This window comes from Aeromonas sp. 600527 (assembly GCF_049175415.1).
Lineage (GTDB): Bacteria > Pseudomonadota > Gammaproteobacteria > Enterobacterales > Aeromonadaceae > Aeromonas > Aeromonas veronii_A.
In genome coordinates this window covers 157217-178122 of the sequence record NZ_JAAKVA010000001.1, presented here as the reverse complement: position 1 = coordinate 178122, position 20906 = coordinate 157217, and the positions used below count along the sequence as shown (strand labels likewise).

The window sequence follows — 20906 nt, the reverse complement described above, 5'->3', positions numbered from 1 at the left end:
GAAATGAAAAGTAACACTCATAATATCCACTCAGGTAACGGTGATATCGTAAACGGAGATAAGTACACAACTTTTTCTGGCCTGCAAATAGATAGCGTCATAGATTTAACAAGACGAATTCTACATGATATTCGTCACATGAAAACATCAATAGCAATACAGACAATAAACTCACTGAGAGAGACACATGTTCTAAGTAATGAGGTTAGGTATTTACTCGACATACTAGAGTACAAAATAAATATAATTACAAGTAGCGAAGATAAAAAATTCCCTCAAGATAGCGTTATAAGTCTAACTCGAAACACCACTATAAACGCTGAACTTATAGATATTGTATTTTCTATTTGGATTTTACATGTAATTATAAACTCAGACTCAGACTCAGACTCAGACTCAGACTCAGACTGTCAGGCTAGTGCAAAAACAAATTTTACAGAAGCTTTACAGATATATAATTCTTCTCCAAAATTACAATATACTAATGCACTCTACTATCAGTTCATAGCAAATGAACAAACTATATCGTCAACATATAAAAGAGATTTTATTTTTCTTAGTGAAGAAGAGTTAATTGGCCTAATGCATGGTCAAGCTCGAGCAAATAATTTTGAAGCCGCATTTGAATATTCAACCAAGCTATTAGATAGTTATCCATCAACTCTAGCAAAAATATATAAAGCTTACTTTCAATCACTAAAAATCTCTCATCTAACAGACTTTACTCACATATGGTCTGCATCAAGAACTGTTTACAATGACATCAATGGTAACGTTAAATTAATAAAGTCCATATTTAAAAGTGATGAACCATTGCAGTCAAAATTTTTGCTACTTGCATTAAACAACACAATTTACTTGAGTAATCATGAGGATGGGGCGCTAAATGAATTATATGAGAAGCATAGGGATGAAATAAAGGCTGTCATTTCGCAATGCTCAAACACCCCTCTTCTAGAATCAATTTCAGAACATGAAGTGCAACAAGAACCTCCATCTCTTTTAAGTAAAAACATAACTGACAAACAGTTTCACTCACTTTATCAAGACATAAAAACACCAAAACGAATTAATAATAAAACAAAGGTTGCAGCCCTTAACTCTAACATACAAGTAAATTCAGATGACGAATTTACTGGCCTTATACAGACAATAATTTTGCGTGCTGAGTTAATTTTCCAAATTAGAGATGTAAGTAAATGTCTTGAATTGAAATCATTAGTCGCTTTATTTTTTGAGTCATATAAAACTAAGGTTCGCTCTCTTAACCCCCCAATAATTGCTGATTTATCAGAGAAGTTGATTGCAATAGGTCTATCAGATGAAGCATGTACATTCCTTGATAGCCTGATAAACAGTGAGGAACCGGCACCAACAGTTTTATACCTCATTTATTTGAAAGCTCTGATTAGTTCAGAGCGATGGGAAACACTTCACCATGCATTACACCTTGTGCCAGTTAATGCATGGAGTGACCATCAGTGGATGTCTTATGCTGCGTATCTTAACGAATCTAGAGATTATCCAAAATGCATTCTGGCAATCGAAGAGGCATTAAAAATTGATGGCCGATCCCCTGGGAAATGGATAAAACTGATTGAGGTTCATATAAAAAGTGGTAGTTCATCAGAGAAAATGAATGAAATTGTATCTAGGATACCTAACACTATATTCGAAAATCCAGAACCGTTAACCTTTATCCTGCTGGAACAAATCATGCGGTATATTGATTTTAATCTAGCAGAGAACATATGCAATGATATTTTCATTTTAAACCCGGAACGATATGCTTCAGATATTGTCAAATTGCACTTTAACACGCTTAAAAACAAGACGGTAAATATAAATACTGAGACATCTTCAAAGTACTGTATCAAAGCAGTTTCATACATTATTGATGGAAAAGAAATCTCAAGGATTATTGTAAATAATCAAGTCCCGCATCGAGAGCATTTTATAGATGAAAGTAGTTCTTTTGGTGAATTTTTATTAGAGATGGATGTCGGGCAAACGAAAACATTTCAACTCAATCATATAACGCTAAAAGAAATCAAACCAATCAATATCGCTTGCTTTCATTATGCATTGAGCTTAGTGGAGAGTACCCCAAATGAAAGCATGCCATTAAAGTCAATACAAGTACCAGAAAATCATGATGAATTCATTGATAGACTAAAGCAAGAGCTAGCAATACTAACACCAAATCATGAGGAAGCTATCGATGAAGAACACGCTAAAATCCCTCTTCAATTTAGACCATATTTCATCCAAAGAACAAGGAATTCAAACTTAATAAACGCTATCATATATCTCTTTGAAAATGAAATATCGAACAGCAATATCAATTTTCAACATGACGGGATAAAAGAAATAGAGTGCGTACTACTTGACATATTTGGCTTGCTATATTTGTCAATCACTGGCTACAGTCTAGGCTTGCAGAAAAAAAATATTGCGACATACATAACAAAAGAAACAAAATATGTTATAGAACAATGGTTTAATGAAGTTGAAGACCCATCCTACCTCCGAATTGGAATTGATAATGGCCAACTCATAAGAACAAACTCAAACGACATACAAAAATTCACGAAAGACATCAGAAAAAACTTAAAAGATCTCTTGTCTTCATCAAGGATAATAGAGCCAACTTTAATTGACACGCCAAAATCAATATTTGAATTGAAAGACATAACTGATTGCAGCACTTATTCCACTTTAAGGGTTGCGATAGCGAATAAAACCCCTTATTTCACAGTCGATTTCAACATAAAACATTTAATACCTGGATTGTGCACATCCTTTATTGATGCTGAGATGTTTATAGAACAAATAAATAATGAAACACCTACTAAGGATAAGATTAAGGCTTTAAGATATAATCTTCATTTCAATTTTCCTGTAGCTATAGATTTCACAGACCTTTTCTTTTTGGCTCATAGCAAAGATCCAGACAATGTAAAGCTATGCTCATCACTACTTGTTAAGTATGCAGGAAAATTTCAAGATTTAGAGCATGCTAGCGGAATATTATTTACCATGCTTAATTCACCTCTTGCAAATGCATCTATATACAACACTTTAGAATATGGTGGAAAGACCTATAATCCATCATGTAACACTGAAGTCGAACACTTATTCAATGCGTGCTCATATTCAATCATGAAAGTCCAATCGCAACTAACTGCTGAGGAAAAATTATGCCACCTGTGGGGTAACTTGCTAGAAAAGACCTCTAAATTATATATGGCATTCCCTAGGTACATGTTAAAAAATTACATTGACAACTTTAACTTACTTTCATCAAATTTTATATCTGGACATTTTCTTGATTTCGGTGAAATAAAAAAGACAATAGAGATAAAGCTATCAAAGAAATAAAATGCACATCCAGAAACCTTTATATTAAATTAATCTTCAATTATAGCTATTTGTGAGTCCAGTGACCACCTGACACCAACCATCAGGACGGTGTCGGGTATCTCTACCCTCCCCCACCAGAGCAACCCTCTTGGGGCCGGCAACCCTTGATTATTCCACCTCTAATCACCTGCACTGACGCCCCTCTCAACCCTCTTGCTTCCTCCGCGACTTCTTCAGCCATCATATCGATCACAAGCCAGTGCCCTGCCCCGCGTAGGTAATCCGTGTGTCCCAACGCCGAAAGCTCATCTGCCACCTCCAGTTGCACCCTCTCCCCACTCCAGCCCCGAACAGCCGGGTAGACCACCAGCCTGCAGAATTTCGCAGCCTTGACCGCGGCAATCACATCTTGGTTGAACATCCCTGAATCCCCCCCGTGATGGTATAACCACGATCTCGGCGTTCGGTGATAATCCGCTCCATCTCAGTCTTCACTGCATCGCGAGTAACCTCGCCGTCACGCTTCAGCACGATAACGGTCGCCTCCATCTCGCATGCCCCGATGGAGAACAGGAGCTGGCGTGGCTCAGGAGGCAAGCGCCGTAATATCTCTGCCCTCACTTCTGCTGGGCGCGGTGCAAACTGGCGCTCGATGTCAGCAGCCATGTCCAGCACAACCTCCCTGATCTGGGCGGGAGTGAACCCACGCAACACACCGCCCCAAGCCAACACTACGCCGCGGGCATTGGCATCCAGGTAGTTCGCACTCACCGGCCAGCTACCAGCCATCATCGGCAACAGCTCCTCAGCCATAAACGTCGCCATACGGTCGCTCACCAATGGCCGTTCCTGCATCCCAGGCAGTGCTGCCACGTTAGAGGGGTGTGTTGTCGTCATAGACCCCCCTCCCCGACTCTCTGAGTGCCTGTGCTGCGTTCTGGGCCGCCTGCAGGTTTGCCAATGGCTTGCGCTGTGCTGCTGTCCTAAACGAGCTGGCAGCCCGGCGAACCCAGTTTCGCCATGTTTTCTCCCAATCCAGCTTGGTTGCTTTGGCCCCAGGCAGTGACTGCCAGTAGTCAGCAAACGTAGCGGCCTCGAGGAGGATCCGCTCTCGTGGCCATCCGGTTTCTTGGCTGGCCCACCTCCCCCACTCTGCAGGTAGAAACCAGTCATTCGGCAAACGAGTTCCTCGTCGTAGAGCTGAGCTTTCGGCTGCGCGCTCCCCCTGGGGGGATATAGGGGGGATCTTTGGATCAATGACAGGATCTAAAGAGTGACTGATTCTATGTGCAGCTCCTGCACTATGAGTCTGTGCAACTCCTGCACATGCTATGTGCATCTCTTGCACATCTGGATGTGCAGGAGATTCACCATTAAGTGTCAGCATGTAGACATTTGACCTCTTCCCATTGGGGCCTCTTCTGGCTTCCTTAATCAAAAGGCCCGCCGCACAGAGCGCATCGATATGACTGATCACTGAGCGGCGCGAAATCTCACATTGATCAGCGATATGTTGATGCGAAGGCCAGCACTCGCCGGTGTCACTGGCGTTGTCCGCCAATTTGATAAGCACCAGTTTACGCAGCGGGTTACCCACTTTGATGTTCATCGCTTTGACCATCAGCAGCATGCTCATAGCTCAGCCCTCCGATGTGTCTTGCTTTCCCGATAGAGGACTAACTGCACTACACAGCCGAAAATGGACGCAAATTTAGGTAATAGTGAGCCCCCAAGGGCTTTGATTGACTTGGTCATGGTCGGGTCCTGATTTAAAAAATGCCCAGTGGTCAGCTGGGCAACAGTTGAGAGTTATGCGCTACCTTGCTTCTCCGCACGTTCAACCTGGTAAGCCATTAGCTGACGCGACAGGCGCAAAGCAGTCCTGTCTGTACCAGCAGCCTGCGCAATGGTGATCGACGAGTCATCCTCCAGAAATAGCGCCAATTCGTGCATGACGGATTTGAGGATGATGTTGTCACGCTCATCCACATGCTTCGGGGCCGGGCGTGTCAGTCTTGCTACGGTAGACATGGTGTTATCTCCCTAAAACAACATTGATTAGTCCAATCAGCTTCTGTACCGGCGTCTTGCGCCGCTCTTCTTCGTAAACGGCCTCATCTTCAGATGTAAACGTGAGCAGGCCGCGTTCAGGTAACCCCTCCCCCTTCAAGATCTCCTCAACTGTGACCGGCGGGTACCCCTGCTCGATAAGAGCCAGGTTCGCCCTTTTCACGGCCCTAGCCAGGATCTGCGGCTCATATTTAGATATGGAGTTGAGCAGGATCAGCAATGAAGTGCGGGCAAATGCAGTCTCAGTCATGCCGAACTCGGCACCGACCTCTCGCCACATATGGCGCTGGGCTGGTGTAGCACGTGTCCTTAAAGGCGATAGCGTGTCGAGCTTTTGGTGATCAGGAAGTGCTTCTCTTCCCATGCTGTATGCCCTCTCGTTGTGGTACGTCGATAGTCAGGCGGCTTTCTGAGATAAAGAGTGTCCCAGCGGGTAATCTTCCCAACCCATTTCAAGTTGATGTCCACTAGCGATCACAAAGCTCACCGCATGGTTAGCGGGAACTATCCCATTGTTAGCTTTTTTCCATTTGGAAAGGTTGCATCGATCGATATCGATAGCCTTGCTGGCTTTTGCTGCACTACCAAAGAACCTCTTTACATCTTCAACACGCATCTACGGACCCTCATGGTTAGGGCATTGTCAGATCATGCTGTTGCCAAAAAGCAACTTTAAGTCAAGAAACTTAAACCCTTTGGCAATCGCGGTCACGTTAGACTTGGTGCATAAAGGCAACTTCGGTGAAGTAATGAAGAATTTTGCAGAGCGCTTAGAGGCGCGCATGAAAGAAATGAACGTTAACGCTGCCGAACTCAGCCGAAAAACGGGTATTAGCAAGGCAGTTATCAGCCGTATGCTGAGCGAACCTGGTCGAGAGATCAGGGCAAGTAGCCTTATGTCCGTAGGCAAAGTGTTGAAGATTGATCCCGTTTGGCTCTTCTTAGGACGATCAGCAGACAGCCTCATTCGTGATATTGAGGCTGGCCCTGGTATGGTCCCGATATGGCGAATGACTGACCTTCAGAACAACCCTGTCTGCGATGCATGGCCTCATTCTGATACCGGTAGAGCACTTGCTACTGAGCGTGATGGGCATATCTTTGCTCTTGAAAGTGACGATGATCAGCTTAAAGAGTCTGGGATTATAAGTGGCGTTATATGCTTGATAGACTTGGGAGATCGAACGCCTGAACACAATGCGATAATGCTCGTACAGCTCGCTTCTAGCCACCAATTCAGGCTGTTACGCGCCATCAAGGGTTTGGATTGTTGGCGGTATGGTGTCGATGACCCAAGAGCTGGCAGCCTGACCGCTCAAGAGGTGATCACAATTGGTAAAGTGGTCGAAATCCGCAGGTAACTCTAACTCTCCTTCCCATAGGCCCGCTATCAGCGGGTTTTTTATTTTCTGATATTCACAAAATCCTTTAAGCATCTATGTTGACATTCAGTTTCCTTTTGGCAACAATGAATTCGTTCTCAATTAGCAACTAACTACAACCCTCGATGCTTGGAGGCAACTCCATCAAGACAAATGTAGGTAGTTCAACAGGATCAAAAACAGCAATCAGGACCCGCCCCTAACCAGGGCAGAAGTGAAGCGCCTGACCAGCGCGTAAGAACGACAAAGCCCGCGCAGGGCGGGCTTTGAAGGACTGAGGGGACCAACCCTCAATCGGAGTGCCGGGGGACCAACCCCAGCAATCAGGACCCCGACCAGCCAAAGCTAGCGGGAATTAGCGAGGACCTACTCGCCAATGGGAGTAAATGTACCATGACCAAGCGCATTTTTTCCAGGGCCGCCAAAAGTGCAGACTTCATTATCTGCCACTATCGCCGACCATGTAAGCGGTAACAAAGCCCGCCGAGCACGCCTCCACCGCCGAGTTATCGAGATTGCTGACGACATCCGTCGCCAGAAGCTTGCAGAAAAACTCGCCATCGCAAATGAGCGCCTAAGCCGTATACCACAAAGCCACAGAATGTTGCGGAACATGCGCATGCAGTACCTCCGCGATTCCGTCTGATCCCGGGGTTGGCGCTTCCCTCATAGCGCCATAGCCAAAGCCTCTTTTCCAAGCACCGCAAGGATGCTTTGGCTTCGCTCACGCCAAATTCGGCCAAGCGGGCTCTTTAACAACCAGGTAAGGGCTGTCACCACTCGAAATTTGCTGGCCCGGCAGATCCCCACACAACCGTTCGAACCGGAATGTGGGGCTGGAAGGTGATAGGATTTCACAAAGAGCAATTTCCATAAGGAGCTATTCATAAGCTCCTTATGGATTGCTTTCAACTACTCAGGCCATCATAAGATGGCAGCAAAAATGGAGACTACATAGATAATTAAATGAAACACCTAACAAGTTACTTCGTCAGCACCCCATTCGTCGCTCTTGGCCGGCTGGACAGTGACTTCAATGATGTCTGGTCCGTACTTAAGTGCGAGAAACCGCTCCCGATAGAGATAAAATGCAGACTTACACACCTTGTCAGTATAGTAAGCATTAAATCCACCACTCATAACCGCACCAGCAGCAGGAATGAAGTTGGCAAGCTTTGCCTTAGTTAGGTTAATACTAAGAGATTCTGCAATCGACTGTACTGCACGTACAAACAAGTGTTCATTGAGTTGCTCCCAAGTTTTCTTCATCGCTACATCTTTCGCAATTTTCACAAGATGAGCGAGAGCAACCTGTTTACTACGGTCGCTATAACTTGAGGCCAATGCCAACACGTTCAAAGCAAACAGGCGCTCTTCTTGCGATGTCATATCAAAACCACAATAAGTACCATATTCACCGATTGCACGGAGGTTCAAAGCGGTTAACGCAACAAGGTCAGTAGGGATCGTGGCAAGTGCAACAAGGGGATTGATTACAGATGCACCTCCGGCTACAGCCCCCTCAACCAGAGCAATGCCTTCATATTTTGTATCAAGCCAACCAATAGATTTATCGATTAAGTGAAGATCCAACAAAGCTATCTGTTCAACACTAGAAATCTTCTGCTTGGAAACTTCTGAAAGTTCTTCAAAAATTGCATTTGGCCTGACTGACCACTGCGAACCATCATTCACCAAGTTCACAATACCATTCATAGACTTAGTGCATGCATCAACGAATGCTGCAGATGTTTGCTCAAATGGAACCGGAATATATTTACCTACGAATTCTAAAGGCGTATTAACATAACTCAACGCCTTATCAAAAAAGGTAGGCTGTGGATTTTTCCACGCATGAATCTGTAACAGCGCACTTCTTTCGTAATCTGATAACATGTTCATTTCCCTTGAAAAGTTCAAATTTACTTAGTGTTTTGCATGGACTTGCAACGGTATTAATTTATCAGCGGGAATAATATTTAATAAAAACAATCCAATCAATAAGCGTATGCGTTAAAACTTACCCATTAAATACGCAAGTATGAGATATCAAGTAAGTAACACTCTGCAGACATGACGTGATTGGCAAACGAACATTTTCACCACCACAAAAGACACCTTTTACCCTCTCCCCCAGCCATCGTGCTGGGGTTTTACTTTTATCAACAGAAGGAAGCGACCATGAAAATACAAACTACACACTGCAACCTGACCATCCCCAGGCTCAATGACGCATGCAGACAACGACTTCGCAAGTTGCGTGAGAGCATGGGCCTGAGCCGCCCCAAGTTCGCGGACTTGCTGGGGATCCCCCCCACCACTCTGAAGAACTACGAACTGAACTACCGGGAGATTGGTGGCGGTGCCCTGCTGTTGATCGCACAACACCCCGAACTCTCAACCCACTTCATCTGGCTGGTCACCGGCCAGGGGAATGAGCCCGTTAAATTGGAGGCATCGAAATGAAGGTTCTTGGCTCCAGCAGCCCTCATCAAATCGAGAGCATCGCAGTCCAACGCAGAGTGGTATCCATCCACATGCACAACGATTTTATTGGCGATCGCCGATTCGTTCCCGAAATAGCTCAAGCTCTTCGAGAGGTAGCCCAAGCCCTGGACGATGGCCTCATTGGTAACGAAGCCGCTGACTTTGTAAGGAGCTCCGGCGGGACGGAAATCACCATGCACGGCTATTGCCTCTTCATCGCTCCCACCACTGCTGAACAGACAGCTCTATCCGAAGAAAACCAACCTCTTCTGGTATTTCAAGTAAGGAGCCGTGACGGGAGAGTCATCAATATCTACAGCGATGGCTTCATCGATGGCGATGGAACCACTGAATTTAACTACGTCAGAAACTACTTCACCCCTCGCTTCGATGCGATCAGGGGATTACTCGCTCGAATTAAAGGGCATGGGATCCCCGATGATGAGCTTGAGCGACTTTTCGGTGGATTTTAAGGGCCTTTTACATAGTTCAAACCCCTGCCCCTGAATCATTGGGGCGAACTCTTTAGAAAGGAAATACGTAACTCGCTGATGGTCGTTGCTCAGCGCAGACAGTACTACTTGGCCAGAAATACCCTGCTCCATTAACTGCCAATCCCATTGAACAATCTGTTCATGTATCTCTTGGCTGGTGCTGTTTGTGGTCACTTTAAACCAATCCATCATTGCCCCCATCCAAACACTGATGCGTTAAACCGAACAGGTTAACGCCCCCAATGAATATTTCCAGATGAGGACCAATCTACATGGAATGCATCCAAGATAAAACCGCTGTTGCTGAAGTGGTTATCACACCATTCGAACCAACGGAGCCGGGCATTTATAGAGGCATCCCCAGCGAGGCTTACCACGCTGGGACGGGGATCTCCAAAAGCGCCTTAGACCTGGCGTTACTCTCCGGCCAGCACTATCGCTACTACAAGATCGACGGCAATCCCCAGAAAGAGACCATCCCGTTCCGGGAAGGGAAAATCCTGCACAAGATCGTGCTTGAGTTTGCTGACTTTGAAAGCGAGTACGCCATCGAGCCGCAGTGGCCAGAGGACGCTTACGCTGGTGCTGAGCAGATGAAAGCCGCCATAGAAGCCTACAACGCATCCCTTGAGAAGCGCCCAGACCAACAAGAGCTGGTCGATGCTATCGAGGCATACAACCGGCAGCTAACCCCCCCTGTTGAACTGGGAACGAGCCTTGCTGATGCAGAAGTGGCTTACTGCCAACTGTCCGATGAGTTCCAAACTCTCGGGGAAGATGACAAGCGAACCGCAACAGCCCTGAGAGCATGTGTTAGGGCCTATAACGACAGCTTGCCTAAGCCACTCAAGACCAAAGGTAGTTACCAGGCTGTGCTGGAAAGCTACGCCCAGATTGGCCCCAAAGAGCTGGAGCGAGCCAAGCATATTAGCACCCTGCCAGACCCTCTCCCCTTGAGCGGTACCAAGGCGGAAATGGCAGAGCGGATCCGCAGTTTTAACCCGGCAGCCAAATTCCTGGATGAGCTGAAGGAGCAGTTCCGTGAAGCAGCTGGTGACCGGAAGATCATCACCCACAACGAGTACATCCATGCCCTGCGATACCGTGAAGCGGTGCTTAATCACCCTGAGGCCGCGGTATTGCTCGATGAAGGTGAGGCGGAGACCAGCATCTACTGGCGCCACCCAGAGACGGGGGAACTGCTGAAGTGCCGGCCCGACTGGAAGCGGCCAGACCATGTGTTGGTTGACCTGAAATTCGTCCGCAGCGCCAGCGCCGCTGGTTTTGCGCGCGACGCTTCAGCCCACAACTACCACATACAGGATGGCCACTACACCGACGGGTATGAAGCGGTAACCGGTCATCCGGCAACCCTCGTCTTCATCGCGGTTGAGAAAGATGGACCACTGGGCCAGGACGTCTACAAGCCCATCATGGTCGGCGTCTACTACTACGGCCAAGAGGACCGGCGCCGTGGCCTCGAACTGCGAGACATGGCCCTGCGCAACATCATCACCTGGTGAGAACTCGACTACTACCCGGGCCACGATGGTATGGGGGAAATCGCGGTACCGCCGTATCAAGCCGCTGCAGAGCGCCATCGCATCAACCTTGAAGAGCCCTTCATCCCCACTCTGGTTGAAGTCCAGGAACCGGCTGAAGAGCTTCCCGCAAACCTCTTTTAAGGAACCTCGATATGCAAACCACTGTATCGACTCAGACCACCGCCCCTGTGCTGGCTAACGAACGGGGCCAGGCCAACATACTGAACCTCATGATGAATGCCGACTTCATGGCAAGTGTCGATAAGCTCGCGGCACTGATGGCAAGCGGCAAAGCGACCATTCCCCAACACCTGCAGGGCAACCATGCGGACTGCTTTGCCATCTGCCTGCAAGCGCTGCAGTGGGGTATGAACCCTTTCCCCGTTGCCCAAAAGACCCACCTTGTGGGAGGTACCCTGGGATATGAAGCACAGCTCGTCAACGCCGTTGTCGTCAACTCAGGGGTGATCAAGGGACGCTTTGACTATGAGTTTTTTGGACCGTGGGAGCAGGTTCTCGGTAAGTTCAAAGAGGTCCCGAGCAAAGACCCGGCAAAAAAAGGCGCAACGTACCGTTCACCAGACTGGACCTTTGCAGACGAGAAAGGCTGTGGCGTGAGAATCCGTGCAACCCTCACTAGCGGTGAGGTTCGCACGCTCGAGTTACTCCTGCAGCAAGCAAGAACCCGCAACTCAACACTCTGGGCAGATGACCCGAAGCAGCAATTGGCTTATCTGGGAGTGAAACGCTGGGCTCGCCTCCATACCCCGGACGTTATCATGGGCGTCTACTCGGTAGATGAGCTGGAGGAGCGTGAAATCAACCCAGACTTCACCCCTCAAGGCCCTGACGATGGCAATAAATCGGCGACCGACAAGCTGGCAGAAAGAGCAGCTGCCATGCGCGCCAAGCAGCAGGAGCAAGCCAAAGCCGGCAGTGTTATCGAAGGAGAAGTGGAACAGATAATCCCCACAGAAGAACACGTGGAGCCCCTTCCGGAAACAGCTGTGGTTGACCCGGAGATCGCCGATCAACTGGCGGAAGCCCTGTTCAAACTCGATATCTCCGAATCGGCTAAAGAACTGCGGGCGGCCTTGGACGAAATCTCCCTGCTTGGGAAAAAGCTCACTGAAGAGCAGAAATCCCAAGCCAATGAGATTTACCACAAAAACCTCGCCCGCCTGGGCCTCGATAAAAAACGAGCTGCCTAACCCCGATATCGAAAGTCGGGTTCAGCCGGGCTCTACAGTAGAGCCACTAAGGGCTACAGCCTGATACCCCCAAACCATCCACTGCTCGTCTCACAGAAACGGTGGATAAGTCAGAGGTTATACATGAAGACATTCGAAAGCCCCTACTGCGGTGCAGTAGTCATGGGGCTGGGCGTAGTCATGCCTCACCCCAGGCTCCCCGGTAAGTTCGTCCTGCCCGGTGGAACCATCTGCGATCTGCAGCAGGCCGAAGCCGCGGCTAAGAAGCTCCACGAGCTGCAGGTGAAACCAACGCCTCTCAAACCACGACAATGAGGAGCCAGGCAATGCATACAGACCTCAACAAACTGCTGGCTCTTGAGCGAGCACTCCACCAGATAGACCAACTGAAGGCCCGCCAGACAGCGGGCTCGTCGGTCACTCGCGTCGATCCTCGTCCAGCATTTCGCTGTAAAAGCATCGAGAAGGAGAACAGCCGATATGTGTACCGAACCCAGTGCCCATATGTCGGGATCCAGATCAGCATGAGGGATGTGAAATAACCATGAACCGTTACGAGGAGAAGTCGGCCCAATAGCGGCTCTTCCATCACTCCAACCGGCGCCCCATCCTCCTAGCAGGAGGGCCACGCCATGCATCAACTACAACTGATCGACCAAGACAGCCGGCTGCTGGACGACCTGGTAAACACCGTTATCTCCCCTACTCTTTCCCGCTCAGCAAAGCTCGCAGAGATCGGCCGTATCCTGGCCCACTTCGATCTGCCTATCGAAGCGCCCACGATTAGCGGCCAACTCTGGAGTGCGACAGCGCTTGGCAAAGAACTGGGGGTGAGCGCCCAAGCCATCGGCAGGCTGGCCAACCAACACAATCTGAAGATCCCTGAACTTGGAGAATACCGCCTTGACCAAGCGGTTCACTCACGCAAGCAAGTGCAGACCTTCTACTACAACAAACTCGGGCGTCACCGGCTCGTGAAAATACTGACAGCGAGGACCAAACCATGCAGCAATTCGTCTACCCATGCGCCAAGTGGGTGAGGCCAAAATTATTCGCTGAACTGACTGGCATGACTGAAAAAGCCGCTGAGGGGCGACGCCTGAAAGGTGAATGGCCTGAAGGGCGTATTTGGTGTTATGGCCCTGACCAACAAGTTAGATATAACGTTGTGGAGTACGATAAATGGGTAGAGTCGCACCTGGGGTATTAGCAATTAAGACCAGAGGCATAGAAGTTCATGGCAAAAAGCTGCGACTGAACTTCACCTACAAAGGGGTACGTTGCAGGGAGGTGCTACACCTCCCCATTACCAAGGCCAATATTAAATTTGCGGAGAAAAAGCTGGCGAGTATTCAGTATGAGATCGCAACAAATACCTTTAACTACGCCAAACATTTCCCTGATAGCAAAGCGATATCACGCTTTGAGCGAGTACAGGAAAACCCGACCCTGTGGGAGGCATACGAAAAATACTGGGCGCTACATGGCCCAAGTCTTAAACCGACTACACAAGCCTCGTATCCCTTCAGTCTCAAAACTTGCATCAAGATCCTGGGACCAGACAGAAAATTAGCAAGCCTCCTCCCCCTCGACTTGCAGATGCTAAGAAACACCCTGAATACGACGTATAAACCCAGGACCGTGAACTTGTGCATGGCACGGTTCCGACAAATGATTGCCTGGTGCGAAAGAAATGGCTTCGGTAAAGAAGGCTCAACGTTATCGGGCCAATTTCAATATGTACCAGTGGGGAAAGGAAGCAGCGCTGATCCGTTTGAATTTGATGAATTTCAGCGACTGCTAAAAGCCTGCAAAGACCAACAACAGCGTAATATCATCACTCTCGCAGTTTACACCGGTCTTCGAACTGGTGAGCTACGCGCCCTTGCTTGGGAGGATATCGATTTGCAGCAAGGCCAAATGTTGATTCGAAGAAATGCGGATGAAGCCGCCACGTACTTCAAACTGCCCAAAACTGGAGACACCAGGATTGTTGATTTACAACCGCCAGTGATCGACGCACTTAGGTCGCAAAAACAATTGACCTTTATGATGCCGGCTTATGAAGTAAAAGTTGATGTGGATGATGGTTGGGAGACCTTCTTGCTGCGACCCGTTTTTTGCCCGTCAGACCCAGCACACCGTGAACCTGTGGAGAAGTTCTATAGCACCACGGCGATCAGCAAGATGTGGAGAAGGCTGATCAGAGTGTCTGGTGTACGCTATCGACGGTTTTACCAACTCCGCCATACTTACGCATCTTGGAACCTGACATCCCATGGAAACCTTGCATATATAGCAAGCCAAATGGGCCATAAAAACCTTGAGATGTTACAGCGGGTTTATGGTAAATGGCTCGACTCGGCGAGTAAGCCTGAGGCACAAAGAATCTGGGAACAGATGCAGTCAAAAGGACTTTTTGCCCCAACTACGCCCCAAGCGATTATCTCGAAAGCGTAACATGTTAATATTAAAAGAATTTCAATATCGGTACTGAATTATGCCACAGAATCTGATCCTCGCCTCAACTTCTCGCTATCGCAAAGCCTTGCTGGAGAAGCTCGGACTCCCCTTTGAATGTGCCGCCCCCGATGTGGATGAGCGACCAGTGGCTGGCGAATCTGCCGAGGCGCTGGTGGCTAGGCTGGCCCATGCCAAGGCTGATGCCATCGCCGGGCAACGTGATCACGGCTTGATTATCGGCTCTGATCAGGTGTGTGTATGCGATGGTCACATCCTCGGCAAACCGGGTACCATCGACAATGCCATCGCCCAGCTGATGGCGGCCCAGGGGCGCAGTGTCACCTTCTACACAGGCCTGTGCGTAGTGAATGCCGCAACCAATGAGGCTCATCAACTGGTGGAACCCTTCACTGTCCATTTTCGCAACCTCGATGAAGCCGCCATTCGCCGCTATGTAGAGGCAGAATTGCCACTAGATTGTGCTGGCAGCTTCAAATGTGAAGGTATGGGCATCGTGCTGTTCAAGGGGCTGGAGGGGCGCGATCCTAACGCCTTGATCGGTCTGCCACTGATCGGCCTGATCGAACTGCTGGAGCGCCACGGTATTGCCCTGCCCTGATTGCGGGCGAATAGATAAGCTAGATCGAGGATATAAAAAGCCCGATCAATAGACCGGGCTTTTTATATCAATCAGATTGATGTCTCTTAAAGAGAAGCGTCTACAACAGCCCGCGAAGAGCCGTCATGGAGTCCACCACCGCTACAGGTTCGTGACGACTGAGAGCATCACTACTATCTACACCCCAAGTAACGCCAATACGCGGCATGGCAATTGCCTCGGCCATCGCCATATCGTGAACAGAGTCGCCGATCATTACGGCCTGCCGGGGTGACAGCCCCAGCTCGTCCAGGATCTGCTCAAGCATCAGCGGATCAGGCTTGGAGCGAGCCTCATCGGCCCCACGACTGGTCACAAATAACGGGTGCAGCCCGGTCTCATCCAATACCCGATCCAGCCCACGGCGCGATTTCCCGGTAGCGACAGCAAGTTGCAGTCCCCGTGACTGCCAGTCATGTAGCAACTCCCCTGCCCCGGCAAACAGCGGGCTGGGGGTAGCGTCGTGCAGATAGTGATGACGATAGCGATTGATGAGTGCGGCAATCTGGCGCTCATCTCTGGTAGCGCCACTGTCACTGCATAAGGGGAACAGACGGGACATGGCGACATCGAGGCTCAACCCGATGATCTGCCGGATCTGGGCTGGAGCAGGAACCGCTAGCTCACAATCTCTGGCGGCCCCCTGCACACAGGCCACAATCCGGCCCACCGAATCCATCAGGGTACCATCCCAATCGAAAATGGCGAGCCGGATATCCTGCATCAGCGTGGCAAGCCGTTGAGGAAGTTGTCGAGCTCAGGTGCCAACGGCGCTTCGACCTGCATCTCGCGACCATCGGCCGGATGGGTGAAGCTGAGCTTCCAGGCATGCAAAAAGAGCCGTTTTAGCCCTTGGCTGCGCATTTTCTCGTCAAACGCCGCTTCACCGTACTTATCGTCACAGGCGATCGGGTGACCGGCATGCAGGGTGTGCACGCGGATCTGGTGGGTACGGCCAGTAATGGGGCTGCACTCGACCAGGGTCGCTTCGGCAAATTGACGCACGATACGGAACCTAGTTTCGGAGGGCTTGCCATCGGCACTGACCCGCACCACCCGTTCACCGGATTGCAGATCATTCTTGCGCAGCGGTGCGTTGACCACTTTTACATGGGCCTGCCACTTGCCGCGCACCAGCGCCAGATACTGCTTGCGCATGGTCTTGACGCGCAACTGCTCATGCAGGCTACGCAGGGCGCTGCGCTTTTTGGCGACCAGCAGCACGCCGGAGGTGTCGCGGTCAAGGCGGTGCACCAGCTCGAGGAAACGGGCTTCTGGACGCAGGGCTCGCAGCCCCTCAATAACGCCAAAGCTCAGGCCGCTGCCACCGTGTACGGCCATGCCGGAGGGCTTGTTCAGCACGATCATGGCATCGTCTTCGAACAGGATCTGGCTCTCCAGACGCTGGATAACCCCGAGGTTTGCCGAAGGCAGCTCATTCTTCTCGGCAACGCGCACGGGAGGAACCCGCACCTCGTCACCTGCGCAGAGTTTGTACTCCGGTTTGATGCGCTTTTTGTTTACCCGCACTTCGCCTTTGCGAAGGATGCGATAGATCAGGCTCTTGGGGACGCCCTTTAGCTGAGTCTTGAGAAAATTGTCGATGCGCTGCCCGTCATGCTCAGCTTCGATGGTGAGCAGCTGCACTTGTTGTTGTATCTGTGTCATGGCGCGGATTTTAACACTGCCAGCGCCCCTTGGCTGCATGGTTTGTTGAAAAATGGCGCCTTGCTATAAAAGAGGTTTAAATGGGATAATAAACAAGGTTTTGTCATTGTGTTCAAGCCTTGTACTAAGTGGCCAAAAAGTATGCCACCCAATCCCGAAACACCGTGTATACAAGAACATGACGGTTCCCGGGTGCGAGGTACAACGCATGGAGAACACAAACATCACCGTTTATTTGTCTCCATTTCGGCATCCTTATTCATTCCTTCTCGAGAAGTGATGACCAGAACGCCCTTAGTTTGCGCCTCATGCATACCCCAACCGGGAGGTTGCCCCAGTATGCTGAAGACCCGAGGCCGGCGCTGGCAGGACCCAGATGGAGGAAATCAAAATGACACAATAATGAGAACTCAATGAAAAGAATGCTTATCAACGCAACTCAAGAAGAGGAGTTGCGCGTAGCGCTGGTTGACGGACAACAGCTCTACGATTTGGATATTGAAAGTCCGGGACACGAGCAGAAGAAAGCGAACATTTACAAGGGTAAAATCACCCGCGTAGAACCCAGCCTTGAAGCTGCTTTTGTCGACTACGGCGCCGAGCGCCACGGTTTCCTGCCGTTGAAGGAGATCGCCCGCAATTACTTCCCCTCCGGTTACTCCTATCAGGGTCGTCCCAACATCAAAGAAGTGGTCCGCGAAGGTCAGGAAGTTATCGTCCAGATCGACAAGGAAGAGCGTGGCACCAAGGGTGCAGCCCTCACCACCTTTATCAGCCTGGCAGGTAGCTACCTGGTACTGATGCCCAACAACCCCCGTGCCGGTGGTATCTCCCGCCGTATCGAGGGTGATGAGCGGACTGAACTGAAAGAAGCCCTGAGTGGATTGACTGTGCCGGAAGGCATGGGCCTGATCGTGCGCACCGCTGGTGTGGGCAAGTCGCCAGAAGAGCTGGAGTGGGATCTGAACGTTCTGCTCAACCACTGGGACTCCATCCACAAAGCCTCCCAGGAGCGCGCTGCGCCGGTACTGATCCACCAGGAAAGTAACGTCATCGTGCGTGCCATCCGTGACTATCTGCGTCGCGATGTGGGCGAGATCCTGATCGACAATCCGGTGATTTTCGAACGCGCCAAGGCCCATATCGAGCTGGTACGTCCCGATTTTCTCAACCGTGTGAAGCTGTACAAGGGTGAAGTTGCCTTGTTCAACCACTTCCAGATTGAGAGCCAGATAGAATCAGCCTTCCAGCGTGAAGTGCGCCTCCCCTCCGGCGGCAGCATCGTTATCGATCCGACCGAAGCCCTGACTTCCATCGATATCAACTCCTCCCGCGCCACCAAGGGCGGCGATATCGAAGAGACGGCGCTGCAAACCAACCTGGAAGCGGCCGACGAAATTGCCCGTCAATTGCGTCTGCGCGACTTGGGTGGCCTGATCGTAATCGACTTCATCGACATGACCCCGGTTCGCCATCAGCGCGAAGTGGAAAACCGTCTGCGTGAAGCAGTTCATCAGGATCGTGCCCGCATCCAGCTGGGTCGGATCTCCCGTTTCGGTCTGCTGGAGATGTCTCGCCAGCGTCTGCGCCCCTCCCTCAACGAGTCCAGCAGCCATATCTGCCCCCGTTGCCAGGGCCAAGGCGTGATCCGTGACAACGAATCCCTTGCCCTGTCCATCCTGCGTCTCATCGAAGAAGAGGCCATGAAGGACAACACCGAGCAGGTTCACGGCCAAGTGCCGGTGGATGTTGCCGCCTATCTGCTCAACGAGAAGCGTGCCGCCATCGCCAGTCTGGAACAGCGCAATGATGTGCGTGTTTACATTATTCCGAACCAGCATCTGGAAACCCCGCACTACGAAGTGACTCGCATTCGTCAGAACGAGATCCCGGAAGCGGCCAGCTACGAGCTGAAAACCGAGATTGCCAAGCCGGTCTACCAACCGAAGCAAGCTCAGGTGATCGAGCGTGAGCAACCGCTGCTGCAAGGCTTTGCCCAACCGGCACAACCGGCCCCTGTTGCACCGCAACAGCCGGCAGCTCCCGTTGCTGCGGCCCCTGCCGAAGCCGGCTTCTTCAGCAAGCTGATCAAAGGCATTACCGGCCTGTTCAGCAGCGATGCCGCCCCTGCCGACGTGAAAGCGCCCGCCGAGAAACCAGCAGCTCGTGAAGCACGCAAGGATGAAGGTCAACGTCACCAGCGCGAAGAAGGCCGTGGCCGTGGTCAGCGTCCTCGTCGTGATGACAATCGTGGCAACCGCAACAATGCGGAAGCTGGCGAGAAGCGTGAAGGTGGCAACCGCGAAGGTGGTGAAAACCGCAATCGCCGTCCGCGCAAAGAGCGCGAGCCTCGTCAGGAGCGTGAAGCTCGTGGCGAAGTGCGCAGCGAACAGCGCATGGAACGTGAACCCCGTCAGGAACGCGAGCCTCGCGAACCGCGCCAGGAACGTGCACCACGTCCGGCCCGTGAACCTCGTGCTCCCCGTGAGCCGCGCGCCGAAGTCGTTGTTGAAGCGGTAGACACCGTTGATGCAACTGCCGTCCAGCCACGTCAGGAAAAAGAGCAGAAAGTGGCCGAGCGCCGCGAACGTCGCCAACTGCGCAAGCAGATCCGCGTCGATGTCGCCGCTGCTGACACCCCTGCCCTGCCGGTTGACGAAGTACCTGCGCAAGCTGACGTGATCGATGCCACCGTGGGTAACGAGCAGGAAGAGCAGAGTGAAGGCCAGCGCCGTTCACGCCGCACTCCGCGCAGCCAGCGTATCGAAGGACAGCGCCGCAAGCGCATCAACGAAGATGCCCGCAGCCAGCGTGATGAAGAACAGCAAGATACTACCACTCTGACCACCGCAGCCCAGGCAGATATTGCCAAAGCGCAGGTTGAAGAGCCGGTAGTGCCCGTTGTTACCATCCCGAGCGCTGAAGCCGTCGCAGCTGCCCTGCAAGCCTCTGCCGCACTGACCGAGCATGTGGTTGTCGAAGCCGTTGCAGAAGAAGCTGCCGAACAGGCTGCTGCCCAGGTTGAAGCAACTCAAGCCGATGTGAGCGCTAGCCCGGTTGTTGCAGCTGTTGCAGAAGTCGTGGTTGCAGCAGAGCCGGAAGTTGTCGTTGTCGCCGCTCCGGCTGTCGACATGGCTGCCACTGAAATCGTTGAAACTGCTCCGGTTGTTGAAGAAGCTCCTGCTGTCAACACTCCTGTCGTGGAAGCTGTACCGGCTGCAGCCGAAATGCCAGCTGATGTTGTCGAAGCCCCGGCACCTGTCGCTGCTGTTGCGATTGAAGAGACTCCGGTCGTTACAAAACAGGTAGCTCACGGTGCTGGCCTGTTGGCTCGTGCCCGCAAAGCATCCGCGCCGATGGCAACCCCTGCCGAAGCTCCTGCCCTGCCTACTCGTGAGCCGGTTAACTACCCGCCGCTGGTACGCAACGAAGTGAGCACATCAGGTCGTCATGGTGGCAGCACTGCCGCCGTCGACGTGGCCACCTGCCCAGCGGGTCGCCCCTGATATCCACCGGTAACGACTAAATTGAGAGCCACACCATTGTGTGGCTCTTTTTTATCTGCA

Annotated in this window: 18 protein-coding genes; 10 read left to right on the top strand and 8 right to left on the bottom strand. The window is 50.7% G+C overall.

All coding sequences use genetic code 11. The features are described 5' to 3' along the window. Positions 1-3 precede the first annotated feature (3 nt). Positions 4-3381 carry a tetratricopeptide repeat protein gene (locus G5154_RS00805; RefSeq protein ID WP_421263815.1) on the top strand — a complete coding sequence of 1126 codons (3378 nt, stop codon included), beginning with the start codon at positions 4-6 and terminating at the stop codon, positions 3379-3381. Between the two features lie 384 nt (positions 3382-3765). Here G5154_RS00805 and G5154_RS00800 read toward each other — a convergent pair whose 3' ends face one another. The 5 genes from G5154_RS00800 to G5154_RS00780 form a co-directional block, all read right to left on the bottom strand. After that, positions 3766-4200 carry a hypothetical protein gene (locus G5154_RS00800; protein ID WP_421263814.1) on the bottom strand — a complete coding sequence of 145 codons (435 nt, stop codon included), beginning with the start codon at positions 4198-4200 and terminating at the stop codon, positions 3766-3768. 37 nt (positions 4201-4237) lie between these two features. Then, the gene (locus tag G5154_RS00795) at positions 4238-4999 is read right to left on the bottom strand and encodes a helix-turn-helix domain-containing protein (protein ID WP_421263813.1); all 762 of its coding nucleotides are present in this window, start codon (positions 4997-4999) and stop codon (positions 4238-4240) included. Positions 5000-5172: 173 nt separating this feature from the next. Next, the gene (locus G5154_RS00790) at positions 5173-5394 is read right to left on the bottom strand and encodes a hypothetical protein (protein ID WP_069529464.1); all 222 of its coding nucleotides are present in this window, start codon (positions 5392-5394) and stop codon (positions 5173-5175) included. 4 nt (positions 5395-5398) lie between these two features. After that, positions 5399-5797: a hypothetical protein gene (locus G5154_RS00785; protein ID WP_267511777.1), complete on the bottom strand. Its 399-nt coding sequence runs from the start codon at positions 5795-5797 to the stop codon at positions 5399-5401. A gap of 33 nt (positions 5798-5830) precedes the next feature. After that, positions 5831-6049, bottom strand: coding sequence for a hypothetical protein (locus G5154_RS00780; RefSeq protein ID WP_139476950.1), 219 nt, complete (start codon positions 6047-6049; stop codon positions 5831-5833). A gap of 34 nt (positions 6050-6083) precedes the next feature. On the opposite strand from G5154_RS00780, the gene G5154_RS00775 reads away from it, so the two are divergent. Next, positions 6084-6794, top strand: a complete 711-nt coding sequence (locus tag G5154_RS00775) for a helix-turn-helix domain-containing protein (RefSeq protein ID WP_421263812.1) — start codon at positions 6084-6086, stop codon at positions 6792-6794. 996 nt (positions 6795-7790) lie between these two features. Here G5154_RS00775 and G5154_RS00770 read toward each other — a convergent pair. Then, positions 7791-8711 carry an EcsC family protein gene (locus tag G5154_RS00770; protein WP_228023513.1) on the bottom strand — a complete coding sequence of 307 codons (921 nt, stop codon included), beginning with the start codon at positions 8709-8711 and terminating at the stop codon, positions 7791-7793. A gap of 285 nt (positions 8712-8996) precedes the next feature. On the opposite strand from G5154_RS00770, the gene G5154_RS00765 reads away from it, so the two are divergent. The 7 genes from G5154_RS00765 to G5154_RS00735 all read left to right on the top strand — a co-directional run bounded on the left by G5154_RS00765 (position 8997) and on the right by G5154_RS00735 (position 15633). Continuing rightward, on the top strand, positions 8997-9281 hold the full coding sequence (locus G5154_RS00765; protein WP_421263811.1) for a helix-turn-helix domain-containing protein: 285 nt from the start codon (positions 8997-8999) through the stop codon (positions 9279-9281). After that, positions 9278-9775 (top strand): hypothetical protein, encoded by a 498-nt coding sequence (locus G5154_RS00760; protein WP_421263810.1) that lies wholly within the window; start codon positions 9278-9280, stop codon positions 9773-9775. Before G5154_RS00765 ends, G5154_RS00760 begins: the two co-directional genes overlap by 4 nt. Before the next feature lie 293 nt (positions 9776-10068). Then, positions 10069-11319, top strand: coding sequence for a PD-(D/E)XK nuclease-like domain-containing protein (locus G5154_RS00755; RefSeq protein WP_421263809.1), 1251 nt, complete (start codon positions 10069-10071; stop codon positions 11317-11319). Positions 11320-11492: 173 nt separating this feature from the next. Next, the gene (locus G5154_RS00750) at positions 11493-12551 is read left to right on the top strand and encodes a RecT family recombinase (protein ID WP_421263808.1); all 1059 of its coding nucleotides are present in this window, start codon (positions 11493-11495) and stop codon (positions 12549-12551) included. 632 nt (positions 12552-13183) lie between these two features. Beyond that, positions 13184-13591 (top strand): hypothetical protein, encoded by a 408-nt coding sequence (locus G5154_RS00745; protein WP_421263807.1) that lies wholly within the window; start codon positions 13184-13186, stop codon positions 13589-13591. A gap of 142 nt (positions 13592-13733) precedes the next feature. After that, positions 13734-15011 carry an Arm DNA-binding domain-containing protein gene (locus tag G5154_RS00740; RefSeq protein WP_421263806.1) on the top strand — a complete coding sequence of 426 codons (1278 nt, stop codon included), beginning with the start codon at positions 13734-13736 and terminating at the stop codon, positions 15009-15011. Positions 15012-15051: 40 nt separating this feature from the next. Beyond that, positions 15052-15633 (top strand): Maf family protein, encoded by a 582-nt coding sequence (locus G5154_RS00735; RefSeq protein WP_421243563.1) that lies wholly within the window; start codon positions 15052-15054, stop codon positions 15631-15633. Between the two features lie 100 nt (positions 15634-15733). Here G5154_RS00735 and G5154_RS00730 read toward each other — a convergent pair whose 3' ends face one another. Together G5154_RS00730 and rluC are read right to left on the bottom strand one after the other, a co-directional pair. After that, positions 15734-16396: an HAD-IA family hydrolase gene (locus G5154_RS00730; RefSeq protein WP_421243562.1), complete on the bottom strand. Its 663-nt coding sequence runs from the start codon at positions 16394-16396 to the stop codon at positions 15734-15736. Further along, entirely contained in the window at positions 16396-17340 is a 945-nt protein-coding gene (rluC, locus tag G5154_RS00725; protein WP_005351815.1) for a 23S rRNA pseudouridine(955/2504/2580) synthase RluC, read from the bottom strand. The genes G5154_RS00730 and rluC overlap by 1 nt, the downstream gene beginning before the upstream one ends. 413 nt (positions 17341-17753) lie before the next feature. On the opposite strand from rluC, the gene rne reads away from it, so the two are divergent. Then, the gene (rne, locus tag G5154_RS00720) at positions 17754-20846 is read left to right on the top strand and encodes a ribonuclease E (protein WP_421250089.1); all 3093 of its coding nucleotides are present in this window, start codon (positions 17754-17756) and stop codon (positions 20844-20846) included. Positions 20847-20906: the final 60 nt, after the last annotated feature.

Bases quoted from the DNA above. Each gene is read 5' to 3' on its own strand.
- G5154_RS00785 (WP_267511777.1), bottom strand. From the start codon at position 5,797: ATGGGAAGAGAAGCACTTCCTGATCACCAAAAGCTCGACACGCTATCG.
- G5154_RS00780 (WP_139476950.1), bottom strand. From the start codon at position 6,049: ATGCGTGTTGAAGATGTAAAGAGGTTCTTTGGTAGTGCAGCAAAAGCC.
- rne (WP_421250089.1), top strand. From the start codon at position 17,754: ATGAAAAGAATGCTTATCAACGCAACTCAAGAAGAGGAGTTGCGCGTA.
- G5154_RS00795 (WP_421263813.1), bottom strand. From the start codon at position 4,999: ATGAGCATGCTGCTGATGGTCAAAGCGATGAACATCAAAGTGGGTAAC.
- G5154_RS00740 (WP_421263806.1), top strand. From the start codon at position 13,734: ATGGGTAGAGTCGCACCTGGGGTATTAGCAATTAAGACCAGAGGCATA.
- G5154_RS00805 (WP_421263815.1), top strand. From the start codon at position 4: ATGAAAAGTAACACTCATAATATCCACTCAGGTAACGGTGATATCGTA.
- G5154_RS00790 (WP_069529464.1), bottom strand. From the start codon at position 5,394: ATGTCTACCGTAGCAAGACTGACACGCCCGGCCCCGAAGCATGTGGAT.
- G5154_RS00775 (WP_421263812.1), top strand. From the start codon at position 6,084: ATGCTGTTGCCAAAAAGCAACTTTAAGTCAAGAAACTTAAACCCTTTG.
- G5154_RS00770 (WP_228023513.1), bottom strand. From the start codon at position 8,711: ATGTTATCAGATTACGAAAGAAGTGCGCTGTTACAGATTCATGCGTGG.
- rluC (WP_005351815.1), bottom strand. From the start codon at position 17,340: ATGACACAGATACAACAACAAGTGCAGCTGCTCACCATCGAAGCTGAG.
- G5154_RS00735 (WP_421243563.1), top strand. From the start codon at position 15,052: ATGCCACAGAATCTGATCCTCGCCTCAACTTCTCGCTATCGCAAAGCC.
- G5154_RS00765 (WP_421263811.1), top strand. From the start codon at position 8,997: ATGAAAATACAAACTACACACTGCAACCTGACCATCCCCAGGCTCAAT.
- G5154_RS00745 (WP_421263807.1), top strand. From the start codon at position 13,184: ATGCATCAACTACAACTGATCGACCAAGACAGCCGGCTGCTGGACGAC.
- G5154_RS00730 (WP_421243562.1), bottom strand. From the start codon at position 16,396: ATGCAGGATATCCGGCTCGCCATTTTCGATTGGGATGGTACCCTGATG.
- G5154_RS00760 (WP_421263810.1), top strand. From the start codon at position 9,278: ATGAAGGTTCTTGGCTCCAGCAGCCCTCATCAAATCGAGAGCATCGCA.
- G5154_RS00755 (WP_421263809.1), top strand. From the start codon at position 10,069: ATGGAATGCATCCAAGATAAAACCGCTGTTGCTGAAGTGGTTATCACA.
- G5154_RS00750 (WP_421263808.1), top strand. From the start codon at position 11,493: ATGCAAACCACTGTATCGACTCAGACCACCGCCCCTGTGCTGGCTAAC.